The organism is Xanthomonas sp. fls2-241-TYG-148 (assembly GCF_030208815.1).
Lineage (GTDB): Bacteria > Pseudomonadota > Gammaproteobacteria > Xanthomonadales > Xanthomonadaceae > Xanthomonas > Xanthomonas campestris.
The window spans coordinates 136492-157515 of sequence record NZ_JARVTE010000001.1 but is presented as its reverse complement, the minus strand read 5'-3'; the positions used below and the strand labels follow the sequence as shown (position 1 = coordinate 157515).

The 21024-nt window shown below is 66.5% G+C and carries 15 protein-coding genes, 1 tRNA gene and 1 pseudogene; 12 read left to right on the top strand and 5 right to left on the bottom strand.

Annotated features, from left to right (window positions below; genetic code table 11):
• Positions 1–115 precede the first annotated feature (115 nt).
• Positions 116–190 (bottom strand) — tRNA-Glu (locus QRM60_RS00585).
• A gap of 47 nt (positions 191–237) precedes the next feature.
• On the opposite strand from QRM60_RS00585, the gene pcnB reads away from it, so the two are divergent.
• The 7 genes and pseudogenes from pcnB to QRM60_RS00550 all read left to right on the top strand — a co-directional run bounded on the left by pcnB (position 238) and on the right by QRM60_RS00550 (position 6437).
• Positions 238–1605 carry a polynucleotide adenylyltransferase PcnB gene (gene pcnB, locus QRM60_RS00580; RefSeq protein WP_011036939.1) on the top strand — a complete coding sequence of 456 codons (1368 nt, stop codon included), beginning with the start codon at positions 238–240 and terminating at the stop codon, positions 1603–1605.
• A gap of 3 nt (positions 1606–1608) precedes the next feature.
• A complete protein-coding gene (gene folK / locus QRM60_RS00575; RefSeq protein ID WP_285445376.1) occupies positions 1609–2094 on the top strand; it encodes a 2-amino-4-hydroxy-6-hydroxymethyldihydropteridine diphosphokinase in 486 nt (161 codons plus the stop codon).
• Between the two features lie 35 nt (positions 2095–2129).
• A complete protein-coding gene (panB, locus tag QRM60_RS00570) occupies positions 2130–2945 on the top strand; it encodes a 3-methyl-2-oxobutanoate hydroxymethyltransferase (protein WP_285445375.1) in 816 nt (271 codons plus the stop codon).
• On the top strand, positions 2942–3796 hold the full coding sequence (gene panC, locus QRM60_RS00565) for a pantoate--beta-alanine ligase (protein ID WP_115004519.1): 855 nt from the start codon (positions 2942–2944) through the stop codon (positions 3794–3796). Before panB ends, panC begins: the two co-directional genes overlap by 4 nt.
• Positions 3797–3903: 107 nt before the next feature.
• The gene (gene panD, locus QRM60_RS00560; protein ID WP_042598937.1) at positions 3904–4284 is read left to right on the top strand and encodes an aspartate 1-decarboxylase; all 381 of its coding nucleotides are present in this window, start codon (positions 3904–3906) and stop codon (positions 4282–4284) included.
• The gene (gene pgi / locus QRM60_RS00555; RefSeq protein ID WP_285445374.1) at positions 4281–5795 is read left to right on the top strand and encodes a glucose-6-phosphate isomerase; all 1515 of its coding nucleotides are present in this window, start codon (positions 4281–4283) and stop codon (positions 5793–5795) included. Before panD ends, pgi begins: the two co-directional genes overlap by 4 nt.
• Positions 5796–5844: 49 nt before the next feature.
• Positions 5845–6437 (top strand): annotated as a pseudogene (locus QRM60_RS00550) (hypothetical protein).
• Between the two features lie 55 nt (positions 6438–6492).
• Here QRM60_RS00550 and QRM60_RS00545 read toward each other — a convergent pair.
• Positions 6493–8448 carry an alkaline phosphatase PhoX gene (locus tag QRM60_RS00545; RefSeq protein ID WP_285445373.1) on the bottom strand — a complete coding sequence of 652 codons (1956 nt, stop codon included), beginning with the start codon at positions 8446–8448 and terminating at the stop codon, positions 6493–6495.
• A 431-nt stretch (positions 8449–8879) separates the two neighbouring features.
• On the opposite strand from QRM60_RS00545, the gene QRM60_RS00540 reads away from it, so the two are divergent.
• Positions 8880–11498 carry an exo 1,3/1,4-beta-D-glucan glucohydrolase gene (locus QRM60_RS00540; RefSeq protein WP_285445372.1) on the top strand — a complete coding sequence of 873 codons (2619 nt, stop codon included), beginning with the start codon at positions 8880–8882 and terminating at the stop codon, positions 11496–11498.
• Between the two features lie 262 nt (positions 11499–11760).
• Positions 11761–13323 (top strand): sodium/sugar symporter, encoded by a 1563-nt coding sequence (locus QRM60_RS00535; protein ID WP_042598940.1) that lies wholly within the window; start codon positions 11761–11763, stop codon positions 13321–13323.
• 80 nt (positions 13324–13403) lie between these two features.
• Here the strand turns inward: QRM60_RS00535 and QRM60_RS00530 are convergent, their stop codons facing one another.
• Entirely contained in the window at positions 13404–15260 is a 1857-nt protein-coding gene (locus QRM60_RS00530; protein ID WP_285445371.1) for an EAL domain-containing protein, read from the bottom strand.
• A 426-nt stretch (positions 15261–15686) separates the two neighbouring features.
• On the opposite strand from QRM60_RS00530, the gene QRM60_RS00525 reads away from it, so the two are divergent.
• Positions 15687–16688 carry a glycoside hydrolase family 5 protein gene (locus QRM60_RS00525; protein ID WP_285445370.1) on the top strand — a complete coding sequence of 334 codons (1002 nt, stop codon included), beginning with the start codon at positions 15687–15689 and terminating at the stop codon, positions 16686–16688.
• Between the two features lie 322 nt (positions 16689–17010).
• On the opposite strand, the gene QRM60_RS00520 is transcribed toward QRM60_RS00525, so the two are convergent.
• Entirely contained in the window at positions 17011–17586 is a 576-nt protein-coding gene (locus QRM60_RS00520) for a response regulator transcription factor (RefSeq protein ID WP_042598943.1), read from the bottom strand.
• Positions 17583–18809, bottom strand: coding sequence for an ATP-binding protein (locus QRM60_RS00515; protein ID WP_042598944.1), 1227 nt, complete (start codon positions 18807–18809; stop codon positions 17583–17585). Before QRM60_RS00515 ends, QRM60_RS00520 begins: the two co-directional genes overlap by 4 nt.
• Before the next feature lie 121 nt (positions 18810–18930).
• On the opposite strand from QRM60_RS00515, the gene ispG reads away from it, so the two are divergent.
• Entirely contained in the window at positions 18931–20196 is a 1266-nt protein-coding gene (gene ispG, locus QRM60_RS00510; RefSeq protein ID WP_285445369.1) for a flavodoxin-dependent (E)-4-hydroxy-3-methylbut-2-enyl-diphosphate synthase, read from the top strand.
• A complete protein-coding gene (locus QRM60_RS00505; RefSeq protein WP_076039120.1) occupies positions 20177–20908 on the top strand; it encodes a phosphatase PAP2 family protein in 732 nt (243 codons plus the stop codon). The genes ispG and QRM60_RS00505 overlap by 20 nt, the downstream gene beginning before the upstream one ends.
• Positions 20909–21024 lie beyond the last annotated feature (116 nt).

Below are 21024 nucleotides of genomic sequence, written 5' to 3'. Positions count from 1 at the left end.
GCGACCACACCTGCGCGGCCCACACGCTGCCCCTGATTCGATCGCCTGCATTCCGGGCCCACAACGCAAAAGCCCCGCAATCGCGGGGCCTTGGCGTGTCTGCAGAGGACGAAGTTGGCGCTCCCTAGGGGGCTCGAACCCCTGTTTTAGCCTTGAGAGGGCCACGTCCTAACCGCTAGACGAAGGGAGCGTTTGGTGCGAGCTGTGCAGCGCGCTAGTATAGTGAGGTAAAAGCCGTTGGGCAATCCTGAAACACGAAACGGAAGCGCCACCATCGAACCTTCAGTTACATCCCCGTTCACGCTGCGCGTCATCCCACGCGACCAGCACACCATCTCGCGCAAGGACATCAGCCCCAACGCGTTGCGCGTGCTGTACCGCCTGCGCGAATCCGGCTTTGGCGCCTACCTGGTTGGTGGTGCGGTGCGCGACCTGCTGGTCGGCGGCCACCCCAAGGACTTCGACGTGGCCACCAGCGCCACGCCGGAGGAAGTCAAGGCGCTGTTCCGCAATTGCCGCCTGATCGGCCGCCGCTTTCGCCTGGCGCATGTGGTGTTCGGCCGCGAGATCATCGAGGTCGCTACCTTCCGCGCCAATATCGATGACGGCAGCGGTGACCGCGAGCTGGATAACGGCCGCCTGGTGCGCGACAACGTCTACGGCACTATCGAAGACGATGCGATCCGCCGCGACTTCACCTGCAACGCGCTGTATTACGCGATCGAGGATTTCTCGGTGCGCGATTACTGCGGCGGCTTCGAAGACGTGCAGGCGCGCTTGATGAAGTTGATCGGCGACCCGGAGCTGCGCTACCAGGAAGATCCGGTGCGCATGCTGCGCGCGGTGCGGCTGGCGGCCAAGTTGAACTTCGACATCGAAGCCGGCACCGCCGAGCCGATCCCGCGCCTGGCCGGGCTGTTGTCCGAAGCGGCGCCCGCGCGTCTGTTCGAGGAAATTCTCAAGCTGTTCCTGTCCGGGCACGGCGTGGCCAGTTTCGAGGGCCTGGAGCGTTACGGCCTGCTTGGGGCGCTGTTCCCCGAAAGTGCAGCGGCGCTCAAGTCCAACCGCAGCGGCGCATTGCGCGCGATGGTGCTGGAAGGCCTGCGCAACACCGATGCACGCGTGGCCAACGATGAGCCGGTGTCGCCGGCGTTCCTGTTCGCGCTGCTGCTGTGGCCGGCGTTCTGTCGCACCCTGATGGGGCTGCAGGCGCAGGGCGTGCAGCCGGAAGACGCACAGCGTCGCGCCGCCGATCGGGTGACCTTGCACCAGCTGGAGCGGGTGGCCTTGCCGCGTCGCTTCTCGCTGCCGATGCAGGAAATCTGGCTGCTGCAGACCCGGTTCTCCTCGCGCCAGCGCAAGCGCGTATTCCGCACCTTGTCGCACCCGCGCTTCCGGGCCGCGTTCGACTTCCTGGTGCTGCGCCAGTTCGCCTCGGCCGACCATGCCGCAGATGTCGAGTTCTGGCGCGATGCGCAGCAGTCGTCCGGCCAGGAGCTGGTGGACGCGATCGAGAACGCGCAGGCCGATCACGACGGAGATGAGTCGGCACCGCGCAAGCGTCGCCGCCGCCGCCGTCGTACCGGCGCCGCCGCAGGCGAGTAGGGCGTGCTGACTGCCTTTGTCGGCCTGGGCGCCAACCTGGGCCAGGCCGAGGCCACCGTGCGCGCGGCCATCGTCGCGCTGGGCACGCTGCCGCAGTCGTCGGTCACCGCCGCTTCGCGGCTGTACCGTACGCCGGCCTGGGGCCGCGAGGACCAGCCGGACTTCATCAATGCCGTGGCCGCCGTGCGCACTATGCTGGCGCCGCTGGCGCTGCTGGACGGGCTGCTGGCGATCGAGCAGGCATTCGGCCGCGACCGTCGCGACGGCGAGCGCTGGGGCCCGCGCACGCTGGATCTGGATCTGCTGCTGTACGCCGATCAGGTGATCGACCTGCCGCGCCTGCAGGTTCCGCACCCGCATCTGCAGGCGCGCGCCTTTGCGCTGCTGCCGCTGTCCGAGCTTGCCCCGGAGGCGATCATTCCGGGCCATGGAACAGTGCGACACGCCCTGCAGGCCATCGATGTCTGCGGGCTGGAGCCGATTGGGTAGATAATGGCCGGCTTATCACCCCACGTAATGACTTCATGAGCAGCCATACCGACAGCAAGCCCTGGACCGTGCCCGCCTTGGCGCAGGCCAAGCGCGACGGTCGAAAACTGGTCATGTTGACCGCCTACGACGCCGGGTTTGCGCGCACCTTCGACGCCAATGGCGTGGACCTGATCCTGGTGGGCGACTCGCTGGGCATGGTGGTGCAGGGGCACGATTCCACGCTGCCAGTGACCACGGCCGACATGGTCTACCACACCGCCGCGGTGGCCCGCGTGCTGGAGCGTGCGTTGCTGGTGGCCGACTTGTCGTTCCAGGCCGATGCCACGCCGGAACGTGCGCTCGATGCCGCCACCCAGCTGCTGCAGGCGGGTGCGGAGATGGTCAAGATCGAAGGCGCCGGGCACAAGCTCGACGTGATCCGCTACCTGGTTGAGCGAGAAATCCCGGTGTGTTCGCACCTTGGGCTCACGCCGCAGTCGGTGCTGCGCTTCGGCGGCTACAAGGTGCAAGGCCGTGGCGAAGCCGGCGAACAGCTGCGTCGCGACGCCCAGGCCGCGGTCGATGCCGGTGCCAGCCTGATCGTGCTCGAATGCGTGCCGACGCCGATCGCAGCGCAGATCAGCGCCGAGTTGCACGTGCCCACGATCGGCATCGGTGCCGGCCCCGGCTGCGATGGCCAGGTGCTGGTGATGCACGACATGCTGGGCCTGGACAGCGGCCATCGCCGTCCCAAGTTCGTCAAGGATTTTCTGGCCGAAGGCGGGTCGGTGGCGGGCGCCGTGCAGGCCTACGCGCAGGCTGTGCGGGAAGGCAGCTTTCCCGACGCCGAGCACGCGTACGCCGCATGATCCAGACCATTACCGATCTGTCGGCGCTGCGCGCACTGGTCACCGGCTGGAAGCGCGAGGGGCTGCGCGTGGCGCTGGTGCCCACCATGGGTAACCTGCACGCCGGGCACTATTCGCTGGTGATGCTGGCGCGCCAGTACGCCGACCGCGTGGTCTCCAGCGTGTTCGTCAATCCGACCCAGTTCGGCCCCAATGAAGACTTCGCACGCTACCCGCGTACGCCCGAAGCCGACATGCGTGGCCTGGAGGATGCCGGGTGCGACGCGCTGTGGTTGCCGGACGTGGATACCATGTATCCGCTCGGGACCGCGCTGGCCACGCCGATCCATGCACCCGGTGTCAGCGACGTGCTCGAAGGCGTCTGCCGGCCCGGCCACTTCGATGGCGTCTGCACGGTGGTGGCGCGTCTGTTCAATCAGGTGCAGCCGGACGTGGCTGCCTTCGGCAAGAAGGATTATCAGCAGCTGGCGGTGATCCGGCAGATGGTGGCCGACCTGGCGTTTCCGATCGAAATCCTGGGCGGCAGCATCGTGCGCGAGGCCGATGGCCTGGCGATGAGCTCGCGCAATCAGTATCTGTCGGCAGACGATCGCCCGATCTCGGCACAGATCCGCAAGGTGCTGCTGCAGATGCGCGACAGCCATGCCGCCGGCGTGCCGCGCCTGCAGGTCGAGGCGGCGGCAACCCAGGCACTGGAAGCGGTGGGTTTCCGTGTCGACTACACCGCGCTGCGCCTGCCTGATCTGAGCGAGCCCGACGACGGTTTGGGCGCCCCGGCAGCCGGCCCGCGCGTGGCGCTGATCGCTGCCCGGATCGGCAGCACCCGGCTGATCGACAACCTGGAATTCTGAGGCCGCGCGCGCGGCCGGCCTGAAGCCCTCACGACCGGCTGCGCTGCTGGCCGGTCGATGCCTGCACTTTCCGCTAAAATGCCGGCTTTCCTTTGCGTTGTAGCCACATGCACCTGTCCCTGCTGAAAGCCAAGATCCACCGCGCCACCGTCACCCACTCCGAGCTCAACTACGAGGGCTCGATCGCCATCGACGGCCTGCTGCTGGAAGCGACCGGCATCCGCGAATTCGAACAGGTCCATATCTGGGACGTCACCAATGGTGCGCGTTTCAGCACCTATGCCATCCGTGCCGAAGAAGGCAGCGGCATCATCTCGCTCAACGGTGGCGCAGCGCGCCACGTGCAGGTGGGCGATCTGATCATCGTGGCCGCCTTCGCCAGCATGAGCGAAGACGAAGCCAAGACCTTCAAGCCCAATCTGGTATATGTGGACGCGCACAACGCGATCTCCCACACCAACCACAGCATCCCCACTCAGGCCGCATGACACATACCAACGGATTCGACGCGCTTCACGCCCACGCCCAGCGCCTGCGCGGCGCTGCCATCCCCGCATTGCTTGCCGCAGAGCCCCAGCGGCCCACGCAGTACGCCCGGCAAGTCGGTCCGTTGTATTTCAACTTCGCGCGGCAGAAGTACGACCGCGCCGCGCTCGATGCGCTGTTTGCAATCGCACGCGAGCGCGACCTGGCAGGCGCATTCCAGCGGCTGTTCCGTGGCGAGCAGGTCAATGTCACCGAACAGCGCGCCGCCCTGCACACCGCGCTGCGTGGTGATCTCACCGATGCACCGGTCGCATCCGATGCATACGCCACCGCTACTGAGGTCCGGCAGCGCATGGGCGCGCTGATCCAGCAGCTGGAAGGCACCGATGTCACCGACATTGTCAGCGTCGGCATCGGGGGTTCGGATCTGGGTCCGCGTCTGGTCGCCGATGCATTGCGTGCACCGTCCGGTGCGCGTTTCCGTGTGCATTTCGTTTCCAATGTCGATGGCGCGGCCATGCAGCGCACCCTGGCAACGCTGGACCCGGCACGAACCGCCGGCATCCTGATTTCCAAGACTTTCGGCACCCAGGAAACCCTGCTCAACGGCAGCATCCTGCATGCGTGGCTGGGTGGCAGTGAGCGCCTGTACGCAGTGAGTGCCAATCCCGAACGTGCCGCCAAGGCGTTCGACATTGCACCTGGCCGCGTGCTGCCGATGTGGGACTGGGTGGGCGGCCGTTATTCGCTGTGGTCGGCGGTCGGTTTCCCGATTGCACTGGCGATCGGTTTTGAGCGTTTTGAACAACTGCTCGGCGGTGCCGCGCAGTTCGACGCGCATGCGCTCAACACGCCGCTGGAAGAAAACGTGGCAGTGCTGCACGGACTGACCGCAGTGTGGAACCGTAACCTGCTCGGTAGCGCCACGCATGCGGTGATGACCTACGACCAGCGCCTGGCCTTGCTGCCGGCGTATCTGCAGCAGCTGGTGATGGAGAGCCTGGGCAAGCGCGTCAAGCTGGACGGCTCGGCCGTGGACAGCGATACCGTGGCGGTGTGGTGGGGCGGTGCCGGCACCGACGTGCAGCACAGCTTCTTCCAGGCGCTGCATCAGGGCACCAGCGTGGTGCCGGCCGATTTCATCGGCACCGTGCACAACGACGACCCGTACGCAGAAAACCATGTCGCGCTGATGGCCAACGTGCTGGCGCAGACCGAGGCGCTGGCCAATGGCCAGGACAGCAGCGACCCGCACCGCAGTTATCCGGGCGGTCGCCCGAGCACGGTGATCCTGCTCGATGCACTCACTCCGCAGGCGCTGGGTGCGCTGATCTCGATGTACGAGCACAGCGTGTACGTGCAGTCGGTGATGTGGGGCATCAACGCGTTCGACCAATTCGGTGTCGAGTTGGGCAAGCAGTTGGCCAGCCAATTGCTGCCTGCCCTGAAGGGCGAGGCCGCCGATGTGGCCGACCCGGTCACGCGCGAGCTGTTGGCCAAGCTGCGCGGCTAAGCGCGGCTGCAATCGCCTGCGTGTTGAGTGACGGGGCCTTCGGGCCCCGTTGCGTTTAAGCCATTCGCTGCTGGGCAGCCTGCTGCAGGAGGATGGCGCCACCTGGTTCAAGCCGGACGCCTTCACCCGGCAATGGGTGGAGCAGGGCTGGGCGCTGGACGAGGCCAATGCGCAGGCCTGGCAGGAAGGCCTGCGACGGCTGCGCCGTGCAATGGATGAGGGCCACGACTATGCCTTCGAAACCACGCTGGGCGCGCAGACAATCCCGCGTCTGTTGCTCGACGCCTGTGCGCAGCACCGCATCGCGGTGTGGTTTTGCGGCTTGTCGAGCGTGGAGCTGCATTTGCAACGCGTCGCGGCGCGGGTGGCCGCAGGGGGCCATGCGATTGCCGAGCACAAGATCCGCGAGCGCTTTGATGCATCGCGCGCCAACCTGATTACGTTGTTGCCGCATCTGGCGGTGCTGCATGTGTACGACAACAGCGCGCCGGCCGATGCCGCCGGGCAGGTGGAACCGCTGCTGGTACGGAGCTGGATCACGCCGGGCTGCATTACCCGACCACCGCCGAGCAACTGGCGCAGGTGCCGGACTGGGCAAAACCCATTGTGATGACGGCACTGGAGGCGCGCGGCGTGTCGTGATGGCATGTCCGCTCGCAACGCCTTTCGGTCGCTGCGAGCGGCACGCCAGATGGGCTTACGCCTTGCTCAACTGCACCGCCACCGGGTCACCGGTGAGATAGCCGACTGCAGCGCCGAAGCGATCCTTGTAGTTGGCGCGCACCAGCGGATCCAGCGTGGCCTTGACGGTGTCGTGCAGCGGGCTTTCCCAGTCGCCGGGATGCTGGAAGTTGCTCATGACATAGGTCCAGCCATGGATCTGGTCAACCGCGTGCAGGCCGGTGGATTCGGCGCCGGCCGGCACCGAGAGCAGGCGCGTCAGCGTGCCGCTGTCGACGTTGTAGGCCCACAGGAAATTGTTGACGTGCAGGCTGCTGTCTTCGCCAATGAACAGCGTGCGCAGCGACTCGGAGAACTTGAGGTTGTCCGGATTCGCCAGCCGGTTCGGGTCGGCCAGGTTGCCCAGCCCGTCGGCCTGCGCCAGGTCGTGGCCGGTCAGCGCGGCAGGCGCGGCCATGTCGATCGGCACCCATTCGCTGTGGATCGGTGCGCCCTTGGTGTCGCGGCGCCCGCCACGCAGGTTGAGCGCATACACCGCGCCGGACTGCGGGCCTTCCACCTTCACGTCGCCCGAGCCGTTGAGCATGCTGGTGACGATGTAGGACATTGCCATGTAGGCGATCTTGTCGCGCGCGTTGACGGTGGTGCCTTCGAGCTTGGTGAAGCCCAGGCTGCCGCCGGCCAATGCGGCATAGCGATGAGTTTCCAGATAGGTGGCCGCCTTCTCCATGCCCGGCTTGATGCGGATCCAGTTGGAGGTGCCGTTGAAGGGAATCTTGGTGAACGTGGCATCGCCCGGGTCGCTCAGGTGCACGTCGAGAATGTCGGCGGCGGTGAGGCGGTTGGCGAGGGCTTCGATCTCGGCGCTGGTGGCGTGTCCCAGCTTGATCCAGCTCAACGTGGCCGCGCCCGGGCCGACGCCGGAGGTCTGGTGCCACTTGCCGACATAGAGCGTGCCGGCCGACAGGTCGGCCTCGCGATCGGCGATGAACATGAAAAGCCCGCCATTGGTGGCGTCGTCGCCCATCAGCACAGTGCGCTTGTCCGGCATCACCTGCACCAGCTCGTGCGAGATGCGGCCCAGGCAATAGTGCTTGCGCACGCTCCCCGTTCCGTCCGGGTGCACGGTGATCTCCGGCAGGTGGCCGTAGTGGTACGGGTTGGCGCGTTCCGGGTCGCCATACAGATGCGTGCTGTAGCTGCGGAACTGGGTATTGCCGGCCAGCGCGGTGGCGTCGGGTTCGTACTCTTCGCTGGACAGATGCGTATTCCACGGCGACAGGCTGGCGCCGCAGGTGGTCCACAGGCCGTGGACGGGGGCGGTGTCGACGTTGTGGTATTTCACCAGTGACAGCTTGCCGGTCGCCGGGTCCTGGTCGAGCGTGAGCACGGCGATCGGTGCGGGCAGGTGGCGGTTGGTGTCGTTGCCGGCCTGGTCGCGGGTGGTGTATTCGAACTGCACCACCGCAAACACCGTGTTGCCCTTGACGCCTGCGACCTTGGCATTGGGCAGGGTGAGCAGCGACGACCCATCCGGGCAATCGGAAAAAAACGGGCGCTCGGCACCGGGTTTGGAGCGGTCGATGATGGGGCGATGCTGGATGTCGTAATAGCCGCCGGCCAGCACGGTGCCGCCGTGACCATCGGGCACCTGGTCGCCGGTGACGAAGAACGGGTCATAGGCCAAGGCGTAGCGCTGGGTGCTGCCGTCATGCCGGGCCACGGTGAGTGCCGAGCCGACGGTGGTAGTGGCCATCGCCGCCGGGTTGGCCAGGGTGGGCGCCGGCATGCCGTGGAAGGTGGCCGAAACCAGCCGCGCGGGGTTTTCCGAGGGACGCAGCGGGCGCGCAGCCAATGCGGCACCGCCGAGTTGCTGCAGCGCTGCGGCGCTGGCGCTGCCCAGCGGCAGCAGAGGAACCGACGCCAGCAATTGCAGGGCGCGGCGGCGGATGGGATCGGGGGAGGCAGACATCGAAACTCCAGGCAATGACGGCAATGGCAATGCGTCGCGCGCATTGGCAAGCCGGTCACGCTAGGTCGCCCAGATGACACTTGTTTGACGGCGGGCTCACCCGTTGGCGTGTGTTTCAGATTAGCGAGCTGATACGTGGTGCCGGCTGGGCAGCACGGGGCGAGGGCTGCGCACTGCGTGTGCGCGCCGGTGGTGCAATGCAGCAAAGTGCGCGGGCGCGCCGGCGCAGGCGTGGCACCGGATTCGGCGATTTTCCGCGGTTTGACTGCGGCTGCCGGTATTCCAACGCTATAGCCCTGTCCGATAAGTTCCCCGTGATTTGGCATACGGGCGAGCACGGTTGACAGGGTAGGGGAATCACGTGAGCGTACGCCGCCTAAAGGCCTGCGGCGCTTGCATTGCGGCAGGAGAACCACCTGGAGACCCGGATCTTGGACATGCTGCTTCGTCGTACCGCCGCGCCCGTTGCGCGCCGCGCCCTCTCCCTGGCTACCGCCGCCGCGGTGCTGATGCTGGCTGCCTGCCAAGGCAAGGAGGCCACGTCCACCGCCTCGGCCGACACGACCGCCCCGGCGGCAACGCCGGCCGAGAGCTCCACCACCATCCATCCGGACCAGTGGCCGTCGCCGAAGTGGCCGTTCGCCCAGGACCAGGCGCTGGAGCAGCGCATCAGCGACGTGATGGCCAAGATGAGCGTCGAGGAAAAGGTCGCACAGACCATCCAGGGCGACATCGCCAGCATGACCCCGGACGATGTGCGCAAGTACCGCATCGGTTCGGTGCTGGCCGGTGGCAACTCCGACCCGGGCGGCAAGTACGACGCCAAGCCGGCCGAGTGGCTGAAGCTGGCCGACGCGTTCTATGAAGCGTCGATGGACACCTCCAAGGGCGGCAATGCGATTCCGATCATCTTCGGTATCGATGCGGTGCACGGCCAGAGCAACATCGTCGGCGCCACGCTGTTTCCGCACAACATCGGCCTGGGTGCCACGCGCAACCCGGACCTGATCAAGAAGATCGGTGAAGTCACCGCGGCCGAAACCCGCGTCACCGGCATGGAGTGGACCTTTGCGCCCACCGTGGCGGTGCCGCAGGACGACCGCTGGGGCCGCAGCTACGAAGGGTATTCCGAGTCGCCGGACGTGGTGGCCAGCTTCGCCGGCAAGATGGTCGAGGGCGTGCAGGGCGTACCGGGCACGCCGCAGTTCCTGGATGGCAGCCATGTGATTTCGTCGGTGAAGCATTTCGTCGGCGACGGCGGCACCACCGATGGCAAGGACCAGGGCGACACCAAGGTGTCCGAAGCCACCATGCGCGACATCCATGCCGCCGGTTACCCGCCGGCGATTGCCGCCGGTGCGCAGACGGTGATGGCCTCGTTCAACAGCTTCAACGGCGAAAAGATGCACGGCAACAAGGTCATGCTGACCGACGTGCTCAAGGGCCGCATGAATTTCGGCGGTTTCGTGGTTGGCGACTGGAATGGCCATGGCCAGGTCAAGGGCTGCACCAACGAGAACTGCCCGGCCTCGTTCATTGCCGGCGTCGACATGGCGATGGCCTCCGACAGCTGGAAGGGCATCTACGAGACCGAGCTGGCCGCCGTGAAGTCCGGCCAGATTTCGATGGAGCGCCTGGACGATGCGGTGCGCCGCATCCTGCGCGTCAAGCTGCGGCTGGGCCTGTTCGAAGCCGGCAAGCCATCCAAGCGCCCGCTCGGTGGCAAGTTCGAGCTGCTCGGCGCGCCCGAGCATCGCGCCATTGCGCGCCAGGCGGTGCGTGAGTCGCTGGTGCTGCTGAAGAACCAGGCCGGCGTCCTGCCGCTGGATCCGAAAAAGCGCGTGCTGGTGGTCGGCGACGGCGCCAACGACATGGGCAAGCAGTCCGGTGGTTGGACGCTGAACTGGCAGGGCACCGGCACCAAGCGCAGCGACTACCCGAACGGCAACACCATCTGGGAAGGCCTGAACAAGCAGATCACCGCAGCCGGCGGCAGCGCTGAGCTGGCCGTGGATGGCGCCTACAAGACCAAGCCTGATGTGGCTGTGGTGGTGTTTGGCGAAAACCCGTATGCCGAATTCCAGGGCGACATAGCCACGCTGCTGTACAAGCCGGGCGACGACAGCGAGCTGGCGTTGCTGAAGAAGTTCAAGGCCGAAGGCATCCCGGTGGTGGCAGTGTTCCTGAGCGGCCGCCCGCTGTGGATGAACCAGTACATCAACGTGGCCGATGCGTTCGTCGCCGCGTGGTTGCCAGGCTCCGAAGGCGAGGGCATTGCCGACGTGCTGCTGCGCAAGGCCGATGGCAGCGTGCAGAACGACTTCAAGGGCAAGCTGAGCTTCTCCTGGCCCAAGACCGCGGTGCAGTTCGCCAATAATGTTGGCCAGAAGGACTACGACCCGCAGTTCAAGTTCGGCTTCGGCCTGACCTACGCCGACAAGGGCGATCTGGCTGCGCTGCCGGAAGAGTCGGGCGTCTCCGGTGAGCAGTCGGTGGGCGGGGTGTACTTCGTGCGCGGCAAGCCGGCGCTCGGCATTGCGATGCAGCTGTCCAACGCCGGCCAGGCCAACATGCCGGCGACCACGCTGCCGGTGGGCTTGTCCGATGGCAGCCTGAAGATGAGCGCGGTGGACCACAAGGCGCAGGAAGATGCGCGCCGCCTGCAGTGGTCCGGTGCCAAGGCCTCCAGCGTGCTGCTGGTGTCCGGCAAGCCGGTGGATGTGTCGCGCGAAAGCAACGGCGACGTGCAGTTGCAGCTGACCCTGCGCCGCGACAGCGCGGTGACCGCGCCGGTGTGGCTGGGTGTGGGCTGCGGCGACAAGTGCGGCGGCCGTGTGGATGCGCAGAAGACCCTGGCCGCGTTGCCGCAGGGCCAGTGGAAGGTGGTGGGCATCCCGCTGAAGTGCTTTGCGGTAGCCGGCGCCGACGTGACCAAGCTGACCCAGGTCGCCAGCATTGAAAGCGCCGCGGCGCTGGACATCGCGGTGTCCAAGATTGCGCTGGGCGCACTCAACGAAGCCGAAGTCACGGTCGACTGCCCGGTCAAGTAAGTCCAGCCGCAGTGGCTGGCCGCAGGGCCACCCACTGCTGCGCTGAAGCAACACGTGCACCGCCACCGTGGCGGTGCACGACAGCGGCCACCGTTGCAGGTGGTGTCAACAGCCGCCGCGGGGAGCGGTGTCGTCGAATGGTCGGGATGGCCTGCAGCCGCGGTTCGCCGCGCTGACGCTACGTACCTAAGTGCGTGGCGGCGGCACGCTGCAGGCTTGCCCGATCGGCGGCGCACACCCCAGAGCCAGACAGGAGAGTGCAGTGGGTTTGGCGACGTTGGATATCGTGATCGTGCTGGTATATCTGGCCGGCATCTTCGTGCTCGCGCAGTGGGTGTCACGCGAGAAGGCCGGGCACAGCAAGAGTGCCGAAGACTACTTCCTGGCCAGCAAGTCGCTGCCGTGGTGGGCGATCGGCGCTTCGCTGATCGCAGCGAATATTTCTGCCGAGCAGATCATCGGCATGGCCGGTTCCGGCTATGCGATCGGCCTGGCCATCGCCTCCTATGAGTGGATGGCGGCGTTGACGCTGCTGATCGTGGGCAAGTTCTTCCTGCCGATCTTCCTGCGCAACGGCATCTACACCATGCCGCAGTTCCTGGAGCAGCGTTACGGCAAGTGGATCCGCACGCTGATGGCGGTGTTCTGGCTGCTGCTGTACGTGTTCGTCAACCTCACCTCGATCCTGTGGCTGGGCTCGATCGCGGTCAGCCAGGTCACCGGCATGGACCAGACCCTGGCGCTGACCCTGATCGGCGTATTCGCGCTGGTGTATCAGCTGTACGGCGGTTTGAAGGCCGTGGCCCTGACCGACATCGTGCAGGTCACTTTGCTGGTGCTGGGCGGCCTGTTGGTGACCGGCCTGACGTTGTCGCGCATCGGCGATGGCGCCGGCGTGCTGGCCGGCTTCAAGCAGCTGTGGAGTGCGCACCCGGAGCATTTCCACATGATCCTCAGCAAGGACAACCCGTTCTACAAGGATCTGCCTGGCCTGAGCGTGCTGCTGGGCGGGCTATGGGTGATGAACATCAGCTACTGGGGCTTCAACCAGTACATCATCCAGCGCGCACTGGCCGCCAAGAACATCGGCGAAGCGCAGAAGGGCATGGTGTTCGCTGCCTTCCTGAAGCTGCTGATGCCGGTGGTGATCGTGGTGCCGGGCATTGCCGCAGTGGTGTTGGCCCCGGATCTGGCCAAGCCTGATCAGGCGTACCCCACCATGATGCAGCTGTTGCCGACCGGCATCCTGGGCCTGGTGTTCGCCGCGTTGGTCGCCGCGATCGTGGCCTCGCTGGCGTCGAAGATCAATTCGGTGGCGACGATCTTTACCCTGGATTTCTACGCCAAGTTCCGCCCGCAGACCGAGCAGAAACAGCTGGTGCGCGTGGGTCGCATCGTTGCCGCCGTCTCGGTGCTGATCGGCATCCTCACCGCACGGCCGTTGCTGGGCAACTTCGACCAGGGCTTCCAGTTCATCCAGGAATTCACCGGCTTCTTTACCCCCGGTGTGGTGGTGATCTTCATGCTGGGGCTGTTCTGGAAGCGTGCCAACGAAGCTGGCGCATTGACTGCGGCGATCGGCTCGGTGGTGCTGTCGTTCGCGCTCAAGATCCTGTGGCCGGAACTGCCCTTCATGGACCGCATCGGCGTGGTGTTCGTCGCCGCGCTGGTGCTGGCGGTGGTGGTGTCGCTCCTGACACCGGCCACGCAGGCGCGCGATCTGATCCGCACCAAGGACGTGGCCTACGGCACCACGCTGGGCTTCAAGATCGGTGCGGTGGGCGTGGTTGCGATTCTGATCGCGCTGTACGCGGTGTTCTGGTAAGCGCCAGCGCACATCGCAGGCAGTAAGTAACGCGGCGCGGAGAGCATTCTCTGCGCCGCGTTGCGTTTGGGCGCCGTCACTCAGAGGCGCACGGCTTCCAGTTGGGGTGCTGGCGGGGCAGCGTCGGTGGCGCGTTCGTACCACGGTGTCTCCAGCCAGGCTTCCAGCGCGGCGGCAGGCATCGGTTTGGCGATCCAGTAGCCCTGGCCTTCGTCGCAGCCCCAGCTGCGCAGCTGTGCGTAGGCCTGCGCCGACTCGATTCCTTCGGCCACCACGCGCTGGCCCAGGCTGTGGCCGAGCTGGATCATCGCCGGCACCAAAGTGCGGTCGGTGTGGCTGTCCGGCAGCGAGCGGACGAAGGATTGATCAATCTTCAGCGAGCTGGCCGGCAGTTGTTTGAGGTAGCTGAAATTGCTGTAGCCGGTGCCGAAGTCGTCGATGGCGATATGCACGCCCAGCGCGGCAACGGCCGCCAGTTGCTCGGACAGATGCTCGGGGTGGCGGATCATCGCGCTTTCAGTGAATTCGATCTCCAGCCGACGCGGGTCGAGCTTGTGGCGGTCCAGGCCGCGGCGCAGCAGCCCGACGAAACCGGGTTGATCCAGATCGGCAGCCGACACGTTCAAGGCCAGGTTGAAGTCCAGGCCCTGCTGTTGCCAGCGTGCGGCCTGGGCGATGCCCTGGTCGATCACCCAGGCGGTGATGCGGTTGATCAGCGCGGTCTTTTCGGCCATCGGAATGAAGTCCGACGGCATCACCGGGCCGATCATCGGGTGCTGCCAGCGCAGCAGCGCTTCCACCGCCACGCAGCGGTGGTCGTGCAGATCCACGCGCGGCTGGTAGTGCAGGCGCAGCTGGTTGGAGCTGGCCAGTGCGGCGGGCAGGGCGGCCAGCAGGCGGAAGGTATTGCGCTGGACCACGTCGTGCTTGCGCTCGTACAGGCTCCAGGTCAGGCAATGTTCGCGGGCGACATCCACCGAGGTGGTGAGCGAGCGCAGCGTATCGGCGGCGCCGTAGCTGGTTTCCAGCAGCACCGCGCCAATCGAGGCAACCGCAGTGTGCGGAATGCCCTGGTGCTCCAGCGGCGCCACGAACCCCTTGGAAATCTTGCTGCACAGCGCGCTCAGGCGTAGCGGGTCGGCGGTGGTGACCATGAAGGCGAAGGTGGTCGGATCCAGCCGGTACAAGGCGGTGCCGGCCGGCAATTTGCTGATCAAACGCTTGTAGGCCAGCGCTACATAGCCGTCTGCGTAATCCCAGCCCAGCGCCTTGACCATGTCGCGAAAGTAATCGCTGCCGCACAGGTCCACCGCGATCGCGGTGGCGGCGGAATCAGCCGTGCGTTGCAGCAATACCGCGTCCAGGTCTTCGCTGAAGCGCGCGCGGTTGGGCAGGCCGGTGGGGCCATCGCGGTAGGTGCTGCTGCGCAGGTTCTCGACCCGCAGCACGGCCAGGTCGCGCAGGCCTTCCAGTTGGATGCGTTGTTCCGCATCCAGCCCGGCACGCGGGCTGGTGCCGATCACGCACAGCGTGCCGATGGTGTGGCCATCGCGCAGCTTGAGCGGTGCGCCAGCGTAAAAGCGGATATGCGGCGCGCCCAGCACCAGCGGGTTGTCGCAGAAGCGCGGGTCCAGCAAGGCATCGGGAATCACCAGAACGTCATCGGAGCGCAGCGCGTGCGCACAGAAGGCCTGTTCGCGCGGGGTCTCAGGCGCTTCCAGGCCGACACGGGCTTTGAACCACTGGCGGTGCTCGTCCACCAGCGAGACCAGGGCGATCTCGGTCCCCAGCATGCGTGCGGCCATGGCGGCGATGGTGTCGAAGACCGGGTCCGGCGGCGAGTCCAGCAGGCAAAGACCGTGCAGGACCGCCAGCCGTGCCGCTTCATCGAGCGCAGACGGGAGGGGGGAGGCGACAGGAGCGGGCGTGGAATGCATGTGCCCGTATCGGCCTCGAGCGCGGCGACTTGATCACGCGCGAGTGGCGCCGTTCAGTTGTCCGCGCGTGCGAGTGCCGCAGCGCGGCAATCGGCACGCTGCATTCGACGCTCCGCGCAGCACTGGCGGCCGAATCACTGCGCTGCACCACGGCAGGGCGCAGACGGGTTCGGGTGCGCTGTGCCTACAGGGCCGAGGGTTTGCTCGCCGTTTGCAACGAGCGCGTGGTGCAAGGACACGCACAAGATAACGTTACCAGCACGCAGGATGCGGATCTGCGCGCTCTGTCCTGATCTGTACCTGTTGTCTGTTCTGTGACCCGCGCTGCGATCGCCTGCGTCGTGGGTTGGCACGGTCTGGGCGCACGCCTGATGCGCGCTGTCCGCGGACGCCGGTCTGCGGCGTCCACCTTGTCTGGAGCCGAGCATGAACACCATTCCTCGCCTGGCGCAACGCCTGGTCCTGATCCTTGCTGGCCTGCTGCTGGCGTCGTCCGCGCACGCCGGCTTGTCCGTGTCGGGCACACAGCTGAAGGAATCCAATGGCAATACCTTGATCCTGCGCGGCATCAACCTGCCGCATGCCTGGTTTGCCGATCGCACCGATGCCGCGCTGGCGCAGATCGCGGCCACCGGTGCCAACAGCGTGCGGGTGGTGCTCAGTTCCGGCCACCGCTGGAACCGCACGCCCGAGGCCGAGGTGGCGCGCATCATCGCGCGCTGCAAGGCCCTGGGGTTGATCGCGGTGCTGGAGGTGCACGACACCACCGGCTATGGCGAAGACGGCGCCGCCGGCAGCCTGGCCCATGCCGCCAGTTACTGGACCAGCGTGCGCACTGCGCTGGTGGGCCAGGAAGACTACGTGATCATCAACATCGGCAACGAGCCGTTCGGCAACCAGCTCAGTGCCAGCGAGTGGGTCACCGGCCACGCCAATGCGATCGCCACGCTGCGTGGCGCCGGGCTCACGCATGCGCTGATGGTGGATGCGCCCAACTGGGGCCAGGACTGGCAGTTCTACATGCGCGACAACGCGGCGGCGTTGCTGGCGCGCGACAGCCGCCGCAACCTGATTTTCAGCGTGCACATGTACGAGGTGTTCGGCAGCGACGCGGTGGTGGACAGCTACCTGCGCACCTTCCGCAGCAACAATCTTGCGCTGGTGGTGGGCGAGTTCGGCGCCGATCATCGCGGCGCGCCCGTGGACGAGGCGGCGATCATGCGCCGCGCGCGCGCGTACGGCGTGGGCTATCTCGGCTGGTCGTGGTCGGGCAACGACAGCAGCACGCAGTCGCTGGATATCGTGCTCGGTTGGGATCCTGCGCGTCTCAGTAGCTGGGGACGCAGCCTGATCCAGGGCCCGGACGGCATTGCAGCGACCTCGCGCCGGGCGCGGGTGTTCGGTGCGCGCGTGCGGGCGATGGAGTGATGCATCGGTGGTTTTGCGGCAGGGCGCGATGTGCCTGCAAGGATCATTGCGTCTGTTGTGCGTTGTGCAGTGTGTTCTGTGAGGCGCTTGTAGCGTGGTTACAGCGCTCTAGGCGGTTGCAGAGCGCGTAAGCGATCGGCTGGCAGCCTGGTTCGTGCTTTCGCCGACTGCGCTGTGTACGCAACGTCGGCTGTGCTTCAGCGCAACGACGATGACTGGTGCGCGGTCATCCATGATGCACGGCGAACGATCACCCATGCAGAGGCAGCCGCTCAACGTGTTTGCGAAAGCCGGCCGAAACCGCAGCAGGCACACCAGGCGCTTAGCGCCCGGGCTCGCGCTGCGGTCCCGGGCTCGGGCGCTTGGTGAGCTTGCGCTGCAGCGAGCGGCGGTGCATGCCCAGCAGGCGTGCGGCGGCGGACACGTTGCCGCCGGTTTCGTGCAGCGCCTGCTGGATGTGCTCCCACTGCAGGCGGCTGAGCGGGGTCATCATTTCCTGCGCGGTTTCTTCTTCGTCCGGCTCGGGCAGGTCGTCGTCCTCTTCGCCCAGCGCACGCATGATGGTGGGGATGTTGGCCGGCTTGGGCAGGTAGTCGTCGGCGCCGAGCTTGATCGCCTCCACCGCGGTGGCGATGCTCGCGTACCCGGTAACCAGCAGGATGCGCATGTCCGGGCGGATCTCACGCAGCGGCTGGATCAGGTTCAATCCCGAGTCGTGGCCCAGCTTCAGATCGATCAGGGCGAAGTCCGGCAGCGCGCTGCGTGCGGTGGACAAGGCGCTGGCCGCATCGGTGGCGGTGAGCGTTTCCACGCCGCGACGGGCGAGGCTGCGTTGCAAGGTGCGCAGATACAGGGTGTCGTCGTCGACCAGCAGGCCGGTGCGGATGGGAGTGCTCATGCAAGGGCCTCGTGTTCGGAGAGCGGCAGGCGGAAACCGACGCGGGCGCCGCTGCCTTCGGCGGGAAGCATCCACAGTTCACCCTGCAGCCGCTCGACGGTGGCATGCGACAAGGCCAGTCCCACGCCCATGCCGTCGGGCTTGCCGCTGTTGAACAAGGTGCCCGGCAACATTGCCTGCGAGGTGTCGAAGCCCAGTCCGTAGTCGCGCACTTCGCCGACCAGTTGGTCGTCTTCGACGCGCAGGGTGAGGTCGATCAGCGGCCGGCCGGCGCGTTCGCCGGCATCGGCGGCGTTGTTGAGCAGCACCATCAACAGGTGGCTCACGCCGGGTTGCAGCATCAGCCGCAGCGGCGCGTCTTCATTGCGGCGCAGCTCGATGGTCGGGCGCACCAGGCGCCACTGTTCCAGCACATCGCGCACCGCTACCTCGCGGCTGAGATGGCCGTTGTCGGCGGGTGCGGCCAGCGCCAGCACGCGCTCGTGGCATTGCACCAGCAGTTCCCGCAGGGTTTCCAGGTCTTCGCGCAGCTCGACCTGATCGCACTGGTCGGCGATGTCGTCGGCCAGCAGGGTCATCGTCGCCAGCGGGGTGTTGAGCTCATGCGCCACCGAGGCGGCATGCGTGGCCAGCGCCACGATGCCTTCGTTGCGTGCAAAGCGCTCGCGCAGCGTGGAGATCTCGCGTTCGCGCTCGCGCAGCGACAACGCCAGCCGGGTGGCGAACACCAGCACCACCACGGTGGAGAGCAGGAAGTTGGCCGCCATGCCCCACATGTGCAGGGTCAACGGGTCGAAGCCGCCGTACGGCAGTGGCAGGCCGAATGCGGCGCTGATGACGTAGCCGGCCACGCAGGCCGCCGCCACCGCCATCGCCCAGCTCAGCGGAAGGGCGAGTGCGGCCAGCGCGATCAGCACCAGGAACAGCGAACCGAACGGGTTGGCGATGCCGCCGCTCCAGCCCACCATCCAGGTCAGCACCGTCACATCGACCAGGATGTGGCCGAACTCGGTGGCTGGGCCCACCGCGCCGCGGTGCGCCACCCGCAGCTGCGCATACAGGTTGAACACCGCCAGCGCGGCCACCCCGGCCCAGAGCGGCTCCTGCGGCAGGGTCAGGCCCATGAGCCCGCTGGCGACCAGGATGGTGGCGGCCTGGCCGGCGGTGGCCAGCCAGCGCAGGCTGCACAGGGTCCGCAGGAAGGAGGCGTCGGAGGTATTCATCTCGGCAATGCTATGCGCTCGTCGGGGTGGTGGCCTGCGACAAACCGTCGCATCCGGGCGGGGAGGGGCCGCGTGCAGCGCTTCAGCTGTGAGCGGACGGCGGACAGGCTAAAATAGCGCGATGTACGACGCCGTCACCCGCCCAAGTCCCCCCGCCGATGCCAGCGCCTGGCCGCGCCGCATCACCCAGGCCGTCAAGGTCGGTAACGTCGTTGTGGGCGGAGGCTATCCGGTGGTCGTCCAGTCGATGACCAATACCGACACTGCCGACATCGCCGGCAGCGTCAAGCAGGTCGCCGAGTTGTGGCGGGCCGGCTCGGAAATGGTGCGCCTGACCGTGAACAATGCCGAGTCGGCAGCGGCCATCCCGCGCATCGTCGACAAGCTGCGCATGATGGGCATCGAAGTGCCGTTGATCGGCGACTTCCACTACAACGGCCACCAGCTGCTCACGGCCGAACCGGCCTGCGCCGAGGCGCTGGCCAAGTACCGCATCAATCCGGGCAACGTGGGCTTCGGCAAGAAGAAGGACCTGCAGTTCGCGCAGTTGATCGAATTCGCCATCCAGTACGACAAGCCGGTGCGCATCGGCGCCAACTGGGGCTCGCTGGACCAGGCGTTGGCCGCGCAGCTGATGGACGAGAATTCCAAGCGCGAGACACCGTGGGATGCGGGCCGGGTGCTGCGCGAAGCGCTGATCCGCTCGGCGGTGGATTCGGCAGAACGCGCCGTGGAACTGGGCTTGCCGCGCGAGCGCATCATCCTGTCGGCCAAGGTGTCCGGCGTGCAGGAATTGATCGCGGTGTACCGCGACATGGCCGCGCGCTGCGATTTCGCGCTGCACCTGGGCCTGACCGAGGCCGGTATCGGCAGCAAGGGCATCGTGGCCTCGGCTGCGGCGCTGAGCGTGCTGCTGCAGGAAGGCATCGGCGACACCATCCGCATTTCGCTGACGCCCGAACCGGGGCAGTCGCGCACACAGGAAGTGATCGTCGCGCAGGAGCTGCTGCAAACCACCGGGCAGCGCGCGTTCACGCCGCTGGTCACCGCATGCCCCGGCTGCGGCCGGACCACCTCGGAGTTTTTCCAGGAGCTGGCCGGCGTGGTGCAGAACCATGTGCGCGCCAAGATGCCGGAATGGAAGATCAGCAACCCCGGCGCGGAGAACATGACGCTGGCGGTGATGGGCTGCGTGGTCAACGGGCCGGGCGAGTCGCGACACGCCAACATCGGCATCTCGCTGCCGGGCACTGGCGAAGCGCCGTCGGCACCGGTGTTCGTGGATGGCGAAAAGACCGTCACCCTGCGCGGCGAAAACATCGCTTACGAATTTATCGACCTGATCGATCAGTACGTCGAACGCACCTATGTCCGTCGGGCCGGCTGAGTCGCCGGCTGGATTCAAGACCTGGCTGCAGCGCAATGCGTGGCGGTTCGGCTTGCTGTTTGCGGGCGTGCTGCTGCCGCTGGGACTGTTCGTCGATCTCGCTGACGAAGTGCATGAGCTTGAAAACTTCTATTTCGACGAACCGTTGCTGTGGAGCCTGCGCAGCATTGCCTCGCCGGGGCTGGATGCGTTCTTCAGCATCGTCTCTAAAGTTGGTTACCAGTACGGCGTGATCCCGCTGGATATCGCGATCGTGCTGGTGTTGCTGGTGCTGCGGCGCTGGCGCGAAGGCACCTTCGCCGCGCTGGGGTTTGTGGGCTCGGCGTTGCTCAACCTGGGCGCCAAGCAGTTCTTTCAGCGGCACCGGCCCAGCTTGTGGGAATCGATCGCACCGGAAAGCACTTTCAGCTTTCCCAGTGGCCACGCGATGGGCTCGATGACCCTGGCGGCCGTGGTGATTGCATTGGCGTGGCGTACGCGTTGGCGCTGGCCGGTGACCATTGTTGCCGGCCTGTTCGCGCTGTTGGTCGGTGTCTCGCGCATCTACCTGGGCGTGCATTATCCCTCCGACATCCTCGGCGGCTGGTCGGCTGCATTGGTGTGGGTGGTGGGCCTGTATCTGGTGATGTTTCGCGGTATGCGGCGCCCGCATTGGCGCACGCCGAGCGGGGCGGTGGTGGAGCAGCCCGGGCGCGTGCCGTTCGCTGATTAAGGCGACTCACGAACCGACTGCGCAGCCGCAAGGCGGGCGCGGCCGGCGCTCAGCATCAGAGCCGATACCAACTTTGTACTCTGCGGCTCCTGCGCGCCGTGCACGCCCACCGACCA

Excerpts from the sequence above, each read along its gene's own strand:
- QRM60_RS00520 (WP_042598943.1), bottom strand. The coding sequence starts at position 17,586 with ATGAGCACTCCCATCCGCACCGGCCTGCTGGTCGACGACGACACCCTG.
- QRM60_RS00525 (WP_285445370.1), top strand. The coding sequence starts at position 15,687 with ATGAACACCATTCCTCGCCTGGCGCAACGCCTGGTCCTGATCCTTGCT.
- panC (WP_115004519.1), top strand. The coding sequence starts at position 2,942 with ATGATCCAGACCATTACCGATCTGTCGGCGCTGCGCGCACTGGTCACC.
- QRM60_RS00545 (WP_285445373.1), bottom strand. The coding sequence starts at position 8,448 with ATGTCTGCCTCCCCCGATCCCATCCGCCGCCGCGCCCTGCAATTGCTG.
- QRM60_RS00505 (WP_076039120.1), top strand. The coding sequence starts at position 20,177 with ATGTCCGTCGGGCCGGCTGAGTCGCCGGCTGGATTCAAGACCTGGCTG.
- QRM60_RS00515 (WP_042598944.1), bottom strand. The coding sequence starts at position 18,809 with ATGAATACCTCCGACGCCTCCTTCCTGCGGACCCTGTGCAGCCTGCGC.
- pgi (WP_285445374.1), top strand. The coding sequence starts at position 4,281 with ATGACACATACCAACGGATTCGACGCGCTTCACGCCCACGCCCAGCGC.
- panB (WP_285445375.1), top strand. The coding sequence starts at position 2,130 with ATGAGCAGCCATACCGACAGCAAGCCCTGGACCGTGCCCGCCTTGGCG.
- ispG (WP_285445369.1), top strand. The coding sequence starts at position 18,931 with ATGTACGACGCCGTCACCCGCCCAAGTCCCCCCGCCGATGCCAGCGCC.
- QRM60_RS00530 (WP_285445371.1), bottom strand. The coding sequence starts at position 15,260 with ATGCATTCCACGCCCGCTCCTGTCGCCTCCCCCCTCCCGTCTGCGCTC.
- panD (WP_042598937.1), top strand. The coding sequence starts at position 3,904 with ATGCACCTGTCCCTGCTGAAAGCCAAGATCCACCGCGCCACCGTCACC.